At 69.5% G+C, this 12,485-nt stretch carries 12 protein-coding genes; 5 read left to right on the top strand and 7 right to left on the bottom strand.

All coding sequences use genetic code 11. The annotated features are described in order from the left end of the window. Nucleotides 1–65 precede the first annotated feature (65 nt). Nucleotides 66–719, top strand: a complete 654-nt coding sequence (locus OG266_RS14415) for a TetR/AcrR family transcriptional regulator (RefSeq protein ID WP_371546011.1) — start codon at nt 66–68, stop codon at nt 717–719. Between the two features lie 480 nt (nt 720–1,199). Beyond that, nucleotides 1,200–2,666: a PAS domain-containing sensor histidine kinase gene (locus tag OG266_RS14410; protein ID WP_266463751.1), complete on the top strand. Its 1,467-nt coding sequence runs from the start codon at nt 1,200–1,202 to the stop codon at nt 2,664–2,666. Nucleotides 2,667–2,894: 228 nt separating this feature from the next. On the opposite strand, the gene OG266_RS14405 is transcribed toward OG266_RS14410, so the two are convergent. Both OG266_RS14405 and OG266_RS14400 read right to left on the bottom strand, forming a co-directional pair. Further along, the gene (locus OG266_RS14405; protein WP_006380970.1) at nt 2,895–3,152 is read right to left on the bottom strand and encodes a WhiB family transcriptional regulator; all 258 of its coding nucleotides are present in this window, start codon (nt 3,150–3,152) and stop codon (nt 2,895–2,897) included. Nucleotides 3,153–3,470: 318 nt separating this feature from the next. Then, nucleotides 3,471–4,439: a diacylglycerol kinase family protein gene (locus OG266_RS14400; protein ID WP_266454483.1), complete on the bottom strand. Its 969-nt coding sequence runs from the start codon at nt 4,437–4,439 to the stop codon at nt 3,471–3,473. Nucleotides 4,440–4,586: 147 nt separating this feature from the next. Here OG266_RS14400 and OG266_RS14395 point away from each other — a divergent pair, with 147 nt between their 5' ends. Next, entirely contained in the window at nt 4,587–5,036 is a 450-nt protein-coding gene (locus OG266_RS14395) for a hypothetical protein (protein WP_371546007.1), read from the top strand. Nucleotides 5,037–5,076: 40 nt separating this feature from the next. On the opposite strand, the gene OG266_RS14390 is transcribed toward OG266_RS14395, so the two are convergent. The 3 genes from OG266_RS14390 to OG266_RS14380 all read right to left on the bottom strand — a co-directional run bounded on the left by OG266_RS14390 (nt 5,077) and on the right by OG266_RS14380 (nt 7,222). Then, the gene (locus tag OG266_RS14390; RefSeq protein ID WP_371546005.1) at nt 5,077–6,240 is read right to left on the bottom strand and encodes an RNA polymerase sigma factor SigF; all 1,164 of its coding nucleotides are present in this window, start codon (nt 6,238–6,240) and stop codon (nt 5,077–5,079) included. Further along, entirely contained in the window at nt 6,237–6,650 is a 414-nt protein-coding gene (locus OG266_RS14385; RefSeq protein ID WP_266454474.1) for an anti-sigma regulatory factor, read from the bottom strand. Before OG266_RS14385 ends, OG266_RS14390 begins: the two co-directional genes overlap by 4 nt. A 311-nt stretch (nt 6,651–6,961) precedes the next feature. Further along, the gene (locus tag OG266_RS14380) at nt 6,962–7,222 is read right to left on the bottom strand and encodes a UBP-type zinc finger domain-containing protein (RefSeq protein WP_266454473.1); all 261 of its coding nucleotides are present in this window, start codon (nt 7,220–7,222) and stop codon (nt 6,962–6,964) included. Between the two features lie 62 nt (nt 7,223–7,284). Here OG266_RS14380 and OG266_RS14375 point away from each other — a divergent pair, with 62 nt between their 5' ends. Next, on the top strand, nt 7,285–8,880 hold the full coding sequence (locus OG266_RS14375; RefSeq protein ID WP_371546002.1) for a Na+/H+ antiporter: 1,596 nt from the start codon (nt 7,285–7,287) through the stop codon (nt 8,878–8,880). A gap of 48 nt (nt 8,881–8,928) precedes the next feature. Here OG266_RS14375 and OG266_RS14370 read toward each other — a convergent pair whose 3' ends face one another. Continuing rightward, a complete protein-coding gene (locus OG266_RS14370; protein ID WP_371546000.1) occupies nt 8,929–10,722 on the bottom strand; it encodes a sensor histidine kinase in 1,794 nt (597 codons plus the stop codon). Next, nucleotides 10,719–11,408: a response regulator transcription factor gene (locus tag OG266_RS14365; RefSeq protein WP_371545998.1), complete on the bottom strand. Its 690-nt coding sequence runs from the start codon at nt 11,406–11,408 to the stop codon at nt 10,719–10,721. The genes OG266_RS14370 and OG266_RS14365 overlap by 4 nt, the downstream gene beginning before the upstream one ends. Before the next feature lie 204 nt (nt 11,409–11,612). On the opposite strand from OG266_RS14365, the gene OG266_RS14360 reads away from it, so the two are divergent. After that, entirely contained in the window at nt 11,613–12,476 is an 864-nt protein-coding gene (locus OG266_RS14360; RefSeq protein ID WP_371545996.1) for a L,D-transpeptidase family protein, read from the top strand. Nucleotides 12,477–12,485: the final 9 nt, after the last annotated feature.

Here is a 12,485-nt window from a genome sequence, read left to right as displayed (position 1 = left end):
GCTACAGAAAAAACCGTACAACAGCCCGCCGACATTTCTCTAGTACCCGCTATAAAATCCATCCCATGGTGAGCAGGCAGGTGGACGCGCAGCAGACCGAGCGCGACGGCGGCACGGCCAAGGCGGCGACCAAGCAACGCGGCCGCCCCCGTTCCTTCGACCGCGAAACCGCGCTGGAGAAGGCGATCCTCGCCTTCTGGGAGCACGGGTACGAGGCGACCTCCGTCTCCGACCTCACCCGCGTCATGGGCATCGGAGCACCGAGCCTGTACGCGGCGTTCGGCGACAAGCGGTCGCTCTTCGACGAGGTCGTCCGTGTGTACGGCACGAGGTACGGCTCGTTCGGTGACCGCGCACTCGCCGAGGAACCCACGGCGCGCGCCGCGGTGGAGCGGATGCTGCGCGAGGCCGCCGCCGAGTACACCGACCCGGACCACCCGCACGGCTGCCTGGTCGTCCACGCGGCCACCAACTGCACGTCGCCCGAGGTCGAGGCCTCCCTGCGTGAGCTGCGCAACGCCAACATCGCCGCGTTCGAGACTCGTGTGAAAGCGGGGATCGCCGCAGGCGAGCTGCCCCCGGAGACCGATGCGTCCGCCCTCGCCCGGCACACCGGCGCGATGATCCAGGGGATGTCCCAGCAGGCCCGGGACGGAGCCACCAGGGAGGACCTGGAAGCCATCGCCGAACTCGCCATGGCGGTGTGGCCCCCGTCATGAACCTGGATGGCGCCAATCCGGCCCGTTCATGAACCGATGCGGGTTAGTCTGCGTGAGGGGCGATGTTGGATGTTGGACAGAAATACAACAAACATCGTCGACCCATGGACAGACGGCACCTGCACGCAGGACCATGGTCTAGTCCACAGTGCTCGGCCGTGGGTATCGTAGGCAGAGCATCGAACTGAACAAGCCTCCGTCTTCCCCGCACAGGAAGACGGACCGAGGAACCGGGCTCTCTGCCCTGACTGCTCCGGCTCCTCTCTTCGGCCGATCGGGACCGCACACCCCGTGGCCGTTGTTGCTCCGGGCTGCGGTGCCGGGAGGGCTGAGGGTCCCTCTCAGGCGCCGCGGCCCGCGGGTGTTTCCGGGCCCGGGCCGGCTCCCGGTGGTGCGTACTGGAGATGCTGGTCGCCCCCTGCGGGTGGCTGATTTCGGAGACTGTCGTATACGCCGGGTACGCTCGCACATGTGCCCTCCATGAACGACCTCGTACGCCAGCACACCGCCCTCGGTGACTCCGACCTCGAGTGGCTGCATCTGCTGGTCTCGGAGTGGCAGTTGCTCTCCGACCTCTCCTTCGCCGACCTCGTCCTGTGGGTCCCCACGCGCGACGGCACCCGCTATGTCTCCGTGGCCCAGATGCGCCCCAACACCGGCCCGACCTCGTACCAGGACGACATGGTCGGCCACCTCGTCCCCCGTGGCCGCCGCCCCCTGCTGGACGTCGCGCTCGACGAGGGCCGGATCGTGCGCGAGGGCGACCCGGAGTGGCGTGAGGAGGTTCCCGTACGGGTCGAGTCCATTCCCGTACGACGGGAAGGGCGCGTCCTCGGTGTCATCGCCCGCAACACCAACCTCCTCACCGTGCGCACCCCGAGCCGGCTGGAGCTGACGTACCTCCAGAGCGCCTCCGATCTCGCCCAGATGATCGCGGCGGGTTCCTTCCCCTTCCCCGACCAGCAGGTCGACATGGACGCCTCGCCCCGCGTCGGCGACGGGCTGATCCGCCTCGACGCGGACGGGATCGTCCAGTACGCGTCTCCGAACGCGCTGTCGGCGTACCACCGCCTCGGCCTGGCCTCCGACCTGGTGGGGCACAACCTCGGCTCGACCACGGCCGAACTCGCCCCGTCCAGGGGGCCGGTGGACGAGGCGCTGGCCAAGGTCGCCAGCGGCTGGGCGCCCCGCGAGTTCGAGATCGAGAGCGAGGACGGGGTGATCCAGCTGCGGGCGATCCCGCTCAAGCCCAAGGGCACGCGCGTCGGTTCCCTGGTGCTGCTGCGTGACGTGACCGAACTGCGGCGCCGCGAGCGCGAGTTGATCACCAAGGACGCGACCATCCGGGAGATCCACCACCGGGTGAAGAACAACCTCCAGACGGTGGCGGCCCTGCTGCGGCTCCAGGCCAGGCGGATCGAGTCGGACCGGGGCCGGGAAGCCCTGGAGGAAGCCGTACGCCGGGTCGGATCGATCGCGATCGTGCACGAGACGCTGTCCCAGAACCTGGACGAGCGGGTGGAGTTCGACGAGATCGCCGACCGGGTGCTCGCCATGGTCGCCGAGATCTCGCCCGGCAAGGTGATCGGCCGGCGCACCGGCCGCTTCGGGATCCTGGACGCCGAGGTCGCGACCCCGCTCTCCATGGTCCTCACCGAAATCCTGCAGAACGCCCTGGAGCACGGCTTCCGCGAGGGCGACCGCGGCACGGTCGAGGTCTCGGCGGTCCGCGGCGGCTCCACCAAGGACGCCCGGCTCCTGGTCACCGTCCAGGACGACGGGGTCGGACTCCCCGAGGGCTTCGACCCGCACCGCTCGGGAAACCTGGGGCTTCAGATCGTACGGACACTGGTGGAGGGCGAGTTGGGCGGAACCTTCGACATGGTCGCGGCACCGGAACGCGGTACGCAGGTGATCCTGGACATCCCGGTACGGGCGAACAAGTAGCCGACAGCGACACACAACCGACCCACACCTGCACGCAATCCACGCACACGCAAACAGGTGCAACGGCCCAGTGGCGCAAGGGCACATGACAGTGGCCCCGGACCGAAGTCCGGGGCCACTGCTTACGCTGCTATGCGCATTGGGGGTCCTGCGCGCTGCGGCTCGGGGGCGGGAGATGCGTACTCGCTGTACGCGCCGCCAAGCTCAGGCTCGTTGCGGGGTGGAACGTCAGGCGGTGGCCTGACGGGCTCGGTTGCGGGCGGCGCGGCGCTTCATCGCGCGACGCTCGTCCTCGCTGAGGCCACCCCAGACGCCGGAGTCCTGGCCGGACTCGAGCGCCCACTGCAGGCACTGCTCCATGACGGGGCAGCGGCGGCAGACGGCCTTGGCTTCCTCGATCTGCAGCAGCGCAGGACCGGTGTTGCCGATGGGGAAGAAGAGCTCGGGGTCTTCCTCGCGGCAAACGGCGTTGTGACGCCAGTCCATGGCTGCTACCTCTCCTTGGTATTACATGCACGTTGCTTGTGAATGTGAACGCTTTCACGAATCCCTCAACAAGTGAAGGGCCGACTGTCAGATGACCTGACGTGGTCCTGAGTTTTGAGGAGGGGTTCTGGCTCTCTGTGGGGCCGATGTTGCGGGCCGTCCCGAGCGCCACGTAGAGACTCGCAAACCTCAGCGGCGGATACAACCCCTTCAGGAAAGTTTTTTTTGATTCCTCGGTGTCGACTAGGTCACAGCCGTACTTCCATGGGGTGGACCCTGGTCTAAACGTTCGAGTGAAAGGACTTTGGGCCCTTCCGCTCACACAATCACACGCAGTGCACGGCGTACGCCTGTGAACGTCACGCTCGTACGCAGTCCGAGGTGGTCGCCGTCCATCTGGAGGGGGAGCGGCACCTTCGAATGCAAGGTGAAGTCCGTCAGATCGTGCAGGGACACCGCATGCCTGCCATGGGGTCCGCGCTCGGGGGACGAAGTGAGCAACTGGGTGGCATACCGGGCAACCGCGGCGGTCGACATGCGGCTGAGGCCGAGTACGTCGAGCCCGGTATCGAACGAGGCCTTAGGTGAGGCGTACACCGGACGATTGCCGAGAAACGTCCACGGTGAGGTGTTGCAGATTATGGACAGGATCAGATCGGTGACCGGGTCCTGGCCGGGACGCTCCAGGGTGATCGTGCCGTGCCTGCGGTGAGGATCGTCCAAAAACTGCCGTAGTACTTGGCGCAAATAGAGGGCGTGCGTGGAGCGCTTGCCGCGCTCGCGCTGCTGCTCGACCCTGCCGATCACACCCGCGTCGAACCCGAGCCCCGCGCAGAAGGTGAACCAGCGGGACGGTACGGACTCGTCCTCGGTGCCCGGGGTGCCGGCGGCGAGGCCCAGGCCGATCGTGCGCTCGCGCTCCTCGCGCAGCGCGTCCAGCAGGGCGCCGGTGGCTTCCACGGCGTCGTTGGGCAGGCCGAGGGCGCGGGCGAAGACGTTGGTGGAGCCGCCGGGGACCACCGCGAGGCGGGGCAGGCTCTCCGGATCGGGGCCGTTGTGCAGCAGGCCGTTCACGACCTCGTTGACCGTTCCGTCGCCGCCGAGCGCGACGACCAGGTCTATGTCCTCGCTGTCGGCTGCCTGCCTGCCGAGGTCCCTGGCATGCCCGCGGTACTCGGTGGTGACCGCCTCCAGCTTCATCTCACTGGCCAGCGCGTGGATCAAGACGTCACGCGTGCGCGCGCTTGTGGTGGTTGCTGCCGGATTGACCACGAGAAGTGCACGCATGAGTTGCAGCGTACCTACTGGGGGGTACTCGGCCCAGCCCGAGGTAGGGATCAAGTAAGAGTCCAGGCCGTGAGGCCTGCCACGTGGAGCGGGGGCGGGTCCGGGAGGGGGCTGGGGTGCGCGGAGGCCGACGGCTACTCTTCAGGGGTGAGCCGTGAGCAGAATCCGACCCCCGACGCCCCCACCGCAGACCCCCGTCCCGGGAGGCTGACCGCAGCGGCGGCGCTGGCCGCGATCGAGGGGCTCGCCCTGGCCGCGGGCGGTCTCTATGTGCTCGTACTGGGCCTCACCGGCGAATCCGAAGACCGGCAGCAGGCCGTCACCGGCGGCGTGACACTGCTCGTACTCGCTCTGCTGCCCCTGCTGGCCGCGCGCGGACTGCTGCTGCGCCGCAGCTGGAGCCGGGGCCCCGCGGTGGTCACCCAGATCATGGCGCTGCCCGTCGCCTACAACCTGCTCCAGGCCGACAGCGTCGCGATCCCCGCCGGCATCGCCCTGGCGGTCGTCGCGATCGCGGCACTGGTGCTGCTGGTGAACCCCGCGACGACCCGGGCACTGGGCATCCAGGGCCCCGGCCGCGCCCAGGAACCGAAGTAACGGACCCCTTAGGACCCCTGCCGCGGCAGGGGTAGGGGCTTTACTCCTCGACGAGCAGCTTCTCGCGGAGCTGGGCCAGGGTCCGGGCCAGCAGCCGGGAGACGTGCATCTGGGAGATGCCGACTTCCTGGGCGATCTGGGACTGGGTCATGTTTCCGAAGAAGCGCAGCAGCAGGATTCGCTTCTCGCGGGGCGGGAGGTCCTCGAGGAGGGGCTTGAGGGACTCGCGGTACTCGACGCCCTCCAGTGCCTCGTCCTCGGATCCCAGGGTGTCCGCGACCGCCGGGGACTCGTCGTCCGTGTCGGGGACGTCCAGGGACAGCGTGGAGTAGGCGTTGGCCGACTCCAGGCCCTCCAGGACCTCCTCCTCGGAGATGCCCAGCTTCTCGGCCAGCTCGTGGACCGTGGGGGAGCGGCCGTGCAGCTGCGAGAGCTCCGCGGTCGCCGTGGTCAGCGCGAGCCGCAGCTCCTGGAGCCTGCGCGGGACGCGCACCGCCCAGCCCTTGTCGCGGAAGTGCCGCTTGATCTCACCGACCACCGTCGGCGTCGCGTACGTCGAGAACTCGACGCCGCGCTCCGGGTCGAAGCGGTCCACCGACTTGATCAGGCCGATGGTGGCGACCTGTGTGAGGTCGTCCAGCGGCTCCCCGCGGTTGCGGAAGCGGCGCGCGAGGTGCTCGACGAGCGGCAGGTGCATGCGGACCAGCTGGTTGCGCAGCTCCGCATACTCGGCGCTGCCGTCCTTCAGCTTGCGCAGCTCGATGAACATCGTCCGCGCCCCGCTGCGGTCCTGGGGGTCGTGCCGGATCTGCTGGGCACTCGGCCCGTGCTGCGCGCCCTGCACGCTCTGCGCCTCCGGCTTGTCGTGCCGCTCGTGCTCGCTCATAGTCCCGCCCGTCACCATTCCCCGAGCTCCCGGCTCCGATCGGGCAGGGGAGGCCCCAAGCCGCCCGTCCGAGGACGTGCTCGGCGAGGCACCCTCCGGATCCCGTTGCCCGTCGCCCTGGCCGGAGAGCTTCTCCCGTTCGTCCTCGTCGGCCGGCGCCGCCTCGGCGGACGCCGCGCCGTCCTCCGGGTGCGGCCGGGCCTGCTCGGGGATGCCGTCGACGGCGTCCGCGGTGTGCCGCGGCCCGCCGACACGCTCGGCGGGAAGCTCCCGTGTGCCGCGCTCTTCTTCCCGCACCGGCCCGTCCCCGTTCCTCACGCCGGCCCGGGTCCCGCGCCGCGCTGTTTGTAGAGGCTGATCGTCACGGTCTTGTCCTCGGCGACAGTGGATTCGACCTTGCCCGCGAGGGCGGAGAGGACGGTCCAGGCGAAGGTGTCCCGCGCCGGGGCGTGACCGTCCGTAGTCGGCGCCGAGACAGTGACCTCCAGAGAGTCGTCGATGAGCCGGAAGACACAACTGAGCACCGAACCGGGGACGGCCTGTTGCAGCAGGATCGCGCAGGCCTCGTCCACCGCGATGCGCAAGTCCTCGATCTCGTCGAGGGTGAAGTCCAAACGGGCCGCGAGTCCGGCCGTGGCCGTACGCAGCACCGACAGGTAGGCGCCCGCGGCGGGCAGCCGGACTTCCACGAAGTCCTTGGTCGCGGGCTCGCCTGCGATCTGGGACACCCTCACCTCCATGGTGGTACAAGCTCTTTCAGGGGGCCGAGGGTCGCCCCCCGGGGTAACGCGCGATGTGGTTCAGCGGTGACGCTACCGCGCTCCCAAGTTTCCTGTCCCGGGGACCCCGCCCCTTGCTGTCACTCATAGTAAGCCTATGAGTACGGACAGTGGCTAGGGGTCTGCGGCCCCAATTAGGAAGAGCGCGCGCCGGGTTGACGTACCCAGGCGTCAGACGGTCGAACCGTCCGGATCGCGGGTCACACACGTATGTGATCCGCGAGCCCTGTCAGTATGCCGTCGACGCCGCAGTCGAGGGGTCATACGAGTACGTGGTCGACGAAGCACCAACGCCAGCTCTCACCGGGCTCGAACGTGCGCATGATCGGGTGCCCGGTGTCCTTGTAGTGCTCCGTCGCGTGCCGCAGTGGAGAGGAGTCGCAGCAGCCGAGGTGCCCGCACTCCAGACACAGGCGGAGCTGCACCGGGTGCGTGCCGGCGGCCAGGCACTCCACGCAGGTCTCGCTCAGGGGCTCGGGCTCGGGGTCCGGCAGCGCGTCGGCGTGCGTGCACTGTTTCATGATTGCCAGATTACGTCGGGTGTGCGGTAAGCCGCGCGGAAACGAGAGCGGGCGGAAAGACGATGCACATTTTGCCACTGCTTCTGCTGGTCGCCGGGAGCGCCGCCTGCGCCGCGGCAGCCCGCCGCACGCCGGTCCCGGCACCGCTGCTGCTCGTCACGGTGGGCCTGGTGATCTCGTACGTCCCCGGAGTGCCCGCGTACGAACTCGACCCCGACATCGTGCTCCCGCTGCTGCTGCCCCCGCTGCTGTACACGGCGGCCACCGACAGCTCGTACCTCGATCTGCGGGCGCAACTGCGCCCCGTCGCGCTGTTGTCGGTCGGCTATGTCCTCTTCGCGACGCTGGCCGTCGGCTGGGCCATCTATCTGATCGTGCCGAGCCTGCCGCTGACCGCGGCGCTGGTGCTTGGAGCGGTGGTGGCGCCGCCGGACGCGGTCGCGGCCACGGCGGTGGCGCGCCGGGTGGGGCTGCCCTCGCGGATCACCACGATCCTTCAGGGCGAGTCCCTGGTGAACGACGCGACCGCGATCACCGCCTTCAAGGTGGCGCTCGCCGCGGCGGTCGGCGAGGGCGCGACCTGGGCAGAGGGAATCGGCGAGTTCCTGCTCGCGGCGGTCGGCGGCGTCGCCGTCGGGCTGCTCCTGATGGTGCCGCTCCACTGGCTGCGCACCCACCTGAAGGAAGCACTTCTCCAGAACACCCTCTCCTTGCTGATCCCCTTCGTCGCGTACGGGGTCGCCGAGCAGGTGCACGCCTCCGGGGTGCTCGCCGTGGTCGTCGTCGCCCTCTACCTCGGACACCGCGCCTGGGAGGTCGATTTCGCCACCCGGCTCCAGGAGGAGGCGGTGTGGAAGATGGTCGCCTTCGTCCTGGAGTCCGCGGTGTTCGCCCTCATTGGCCTGCAACTGCCGGTCGTCCTGGAGAAGCTTGGGGCGTACGAGGGTGTCGACGCCGCCTGGTACGCGGTGGCCCTCTTCCTCGTCGTGGTCGTGACCCGGTTCGTGTGGGTGTATCCCGCGACCTTCCTGCCACGTATTTTTTCAGCACGTATTCGCAAGCGTGAGGACAACCCCACCTGGAAGGGCCCGTTCGTGATCGCCTGGGCCGGGATGCGGGGCGTGGTCTCGCTCGCCATCGCCTTCTCGATCCCGCTGACCATTGATGGCGGCGAAGACTTTCCCGATCGCAATCTGATCCTCTTCCTGACCTTCACGACGGTCATCGGGACGCTCGTCGTGCAGGGGCTGACGCTGCCTCCGCTGATCCGCCTCCTGAAGCTGCCGGGGCGCGATGTGCAGACCGAGACGCTCGCCGAGGCCAACGCCCAGGCGCAGGCCTCCAGGGCCGCCGAGAAGCGCCTCGACGAGCTCCTCGAAGACGAACGCAACGCCCTGCCCCCACCACTCGCCGACCGCCTCCGCACGGTCCTGGAGCGCCGCCGCAACGCTGTCTGGGAACGCCTCGGCGCGGTGAACCCGTTGACCGGCGAAACCGCCGACGACACCTACCGCCGGCTGTCGGGCGAGATGATCGACGCCGAGCGCGCGGTCTTCGTACGGCTGCGCGACCTCCGCTTCATCGACGACGAGATGCTGCGGACGCTGCTGCGCAGGCTGGACCTGGAGGAGGCGGCGGCGTACCGGGAGACGACGTGAGGGGCCCTCACGCCACCGTGAGCACGCGCCCCGCACATCCCGCGCATGTCATGGGGTCGGGTCGTCCGGTCGCCTGTCGCGAGGGAGCCGGATGGTGAAGACCGCCCCGTTGCCGGGCTCGCTGTCGGCGGTGATGGTTCCTTCGTGTGCCTCCACGAAGTGGCGGACGATGGACAGGCCGAGGCCGCTGCCGCCGGTGTGCCTGCTGCGGGACTTCTCGGCCCGCCAGAAGCGCTCGAAGACATGGGGCAGTTCTTCGGGTGCGATGCCGTTGCCCGTGTCCTCCACGGTGAGGACGGCCAGGTCGCCGCTCTGTCGGGCGGTGAGCGTGACCGTGCCGCCCGCGGGGGTGTGCCGGAGCGCGTTGGAGATGAGGTTGCCCAGGGCCTGGCGCATCCTCACCGGGTCGGCGTTCAGCCAGAGGCCGGGGTCGGTGTGTGTGCGCAGGTGGATGCCGGAGGTTTCGGCGCGGGTGCTGTGGGCCGACACCGCCTGGGTGAGGAGTTCGTCCGCGGGCATGGGCCGGCGGTGCAGTTTCAGGGTGCCGGCGTCGGCCGCGGCGAGGTCGCTCAGGTCGTCGATGATGTGCTGCAGGAGCAGTGCCTCGTCGTGCAGGGAGGCGATGATCTCCGGGTCCGGGGCGAGCAGCCCGTCGCGGGTGACCTCCAGCCAGCCGCGGATGTTGGTCAGCGGGGTCCGCAACTCGTGGGCGATGTCGCTGACCATGGCCTTGCGCTCGGCTTCCAGTTGTTCGCGGCGCGCGGTGAGGTCGTTGAAGGCGGCGGCCAGATAGCCGGTCTCGTCCTTGGTGGTGACGGCGACGCGGGTGTGCTGGTGCGGCGGCTGCTGGGCCGCGGCCGTCAGGGCTCGCAGGGGACGGACGAGACGGGTCGCGACCACGGCGGTCATGGCGACGGTGACGGCCAGGACCAGCGCCGTGACACCGATGATCTTGGTTTTGTTGGCGGGGGAGAGGTCGAAACCCGCGGGCTGCCCGCCCAGGTTGCCCAGGTAGAGCCTGGCCCTCGGGGCGACGTAGGGGTCGAGCTGGGTGCGGCGCGCGTTCTCGACACAGGTCGGCGCCTGCTGTCTGCCGCTGGAACGGCGGACCGCGTCACCCGCCGGCGAGCCGGGAACGAAGTCCATCCACGGTTGGAGGGCCTCGTCCCGCCCCTGGGCGAAGCAGGGCCCGGCCAGAGCGTTGAGTTCGCTCAGCGCCTTCTGCTCCGTGGGCGTGGGCGCGTCGAGCATGTCCCCGGGGCAGTCCCGCGTCGGGGATCCGTCGCCGGCGTCGGCGACGACCACCGTACGGCCGCTGGGAAGCTGTCGGAGGCTGCCTTGGAGCCCGTACATGTGCATGCACTTCTCGGCGACCGTCCTCACCTTCGCCCGTTCGATCGGGGAGAGCAGGTACGGTCCCACCACCCGCGGGTCGAGTCCGGCGAGTTGGGCCCCCGGCTCGGTGTACGTGTCGGTGGTCAGCGGGTCGATGGTGGCCGAGGCGCGGGCGGGCAGGGCGGTCTTGGGGGCGGCGGAGTCGGCGATGGTGCGGCCGGTCTCGGTCGTCAGGGCGATACGCCGTCCCGTGGTGCGGGAGAGCGAGCGCACCGAGGTCTGTACGCCCTTCCACTCGGCGTGCGTCGCGGCGAAGCCGCTGAGCCGGCGGAGGATGTCGGTGTCGTCGGAGAGCACCTGGCCGCGTTCCTCCTGGATGGCCCGTGTGGTGGTCTGTACGGCCAGCCAGGCGGTGGCGCCCACGGAGAGTACGGCGATGGTCATGGAGGTGAGGAGGAGCCGTACCAACAGGCTTTTGCGCCAGGGGATGCGGGGACCGGGCGTCATGACGGCGGTCCGGTGAGTTTGTAGCCGACGCCGAAGACGGTCAGCAGTCGGACGGGCGTGCGGGGATCGGGCTCGATCTTCTTGCGCAGGTTCATGATGTGTACGTCGATGGCGCGCTCGGTGGACGCGCGGTCGTGGCCCCGCGTGTGCTGCAGCAGTTGACGGCGTGAGAAGACCCGGTCGGGTTCCGCGGTCATGGCGTGGAGGATGGCGAATTCGCCGGGAGTGCACAGGACGGGGCTGCCGTCGCAGGTCACCTCGTGGCGTTCGGGATCGATGGTGATGCCGCCTGCGCGGAGCACGGGGGAGAGGTCCGTGGGGCGCAGGGTGCGGCGCAGCACGGTGCGGATGCGGGCCAGCAGTTCCCGTGGGCTGTACGGCTTGGTCATGTAGTCGTCCGCGCCGAGGCCCAGGCCGAGCAGCACATCGTCCTCGGTGGAGCGGGCGGTGAGCATGAGAACGGGTATGTCTCCGTTCTCCCGCAGCACCCGGCACACGCCGAGACCGTCGATCTTGGGCAGCATCAGGTCCAGGACGACCAGGTCGGGTCTGCGCCGGGCGGCTTCGTCTATCGCGGCCCGCCCGTCGTGGACGACGACGGGGGTGTGACCCTCCTGAAGCAGCAGCCGTCGTATGAGCTCGGCCTGCATTTCGTCGTCTTCCGCGACCAGGATATGTGCGCACACGCGGCCGACTCTAAGCGCGGGCAAGCGGCATTCAGGACCTTGTGCGGGCTATCCCACACCCTGACAACTTCCTGATATCCGCGAGCCAGGCTGGGCTGATGCCCTTGGGCGTGTTCGGCCCCGGCGGCGTCACGCCGGGTGACGGCCCGACCTCGTGAGTCGGCGCTGACCAGTTCCTCATATGTCCCTTCCAGGCTGAGGAACATGACTTCATCAATGCGCCGCCTGCCTCGATGGCGGTTTCTCCGTGCCCCGTTCGGGGACCGCCAGGCGGCCACTTTCGGCATCCCGGGCCGGAACCGTCTGGGGATACCGGCCGCCGTGCTGGCCCTGTCCGTCACCGTCGCCGGGTGCGCGGGCGCGGGGGCGGTGACGGGCGGCGAGGTGGCCGCCGCAGCGCCCGGTGCGTCGGCCGCCGCCCCCGGCACGACGCAGGCCATGCCCGGGCGGACATCCGCGGACAGCGAAGCGTCGTTCGCCCCGGCGGTACTGCCGGGCCTCGGTGCGCGGACGCGGGCCGAGATCCCCGCGAACGCGCGCCAGGTCCTGCTGGTCACCGGGCAGGGCAAGAACTCCTCGACCTCGCGGGTGGTGCTGTACCGGCGCACCGGCGCGGGCTGGGAGCCGGGAGCCACCTGGCCCGCTCACAACGCCCGCCGGGGCTGGACGGACGACCACCATGCCGGTGATCTCCGGTCGCCCATCGGCGTGTTCTCCCTCACCGACGCCGGCGGACTGCTCGCCGATCCCGGCGCCAGGCTGCCGTACAACCACTCGCGGGGCTTCACCATCGGCGGCACGGGCTTCGAGGGCGAGCCGCTCGAGGGCTCCTTCGACTACGTCGTCGCGATCAACTACAACCGCGAGGCCGGGACCTCACCCCTCGACTGGACCCGCCCTCTCGGCGCGGACAAGGGCGGCGGCATCTGGCTGCACGTCGACCACGGAGGGCCCACACACGGCTGCGTGAGCCTGAAGAAGGAGCACATGAAGGAACTCCTGCGCACGCTCGACCCCGGCCGGCACCCGGTGATCGTCATGGGGGACGCCGAATCCCTCGAACGGTGAAGGTGGGCT

The sequence above is a fragment of the Streptomyces sp. NBC_00554 genome (assembly GCF_041431135.1).
Classification (GTDB): domain Bacteria; phylum Actinomycetota; class Actinomycetes; order Streptomycetales; family Streptomycetaceae; genus Streptomyces.
The sequence above is the reverse complement of the archived record's forward strand: the minus strand, read 5'-3'. Positions and strand labels throughout refer to the sequence as shown.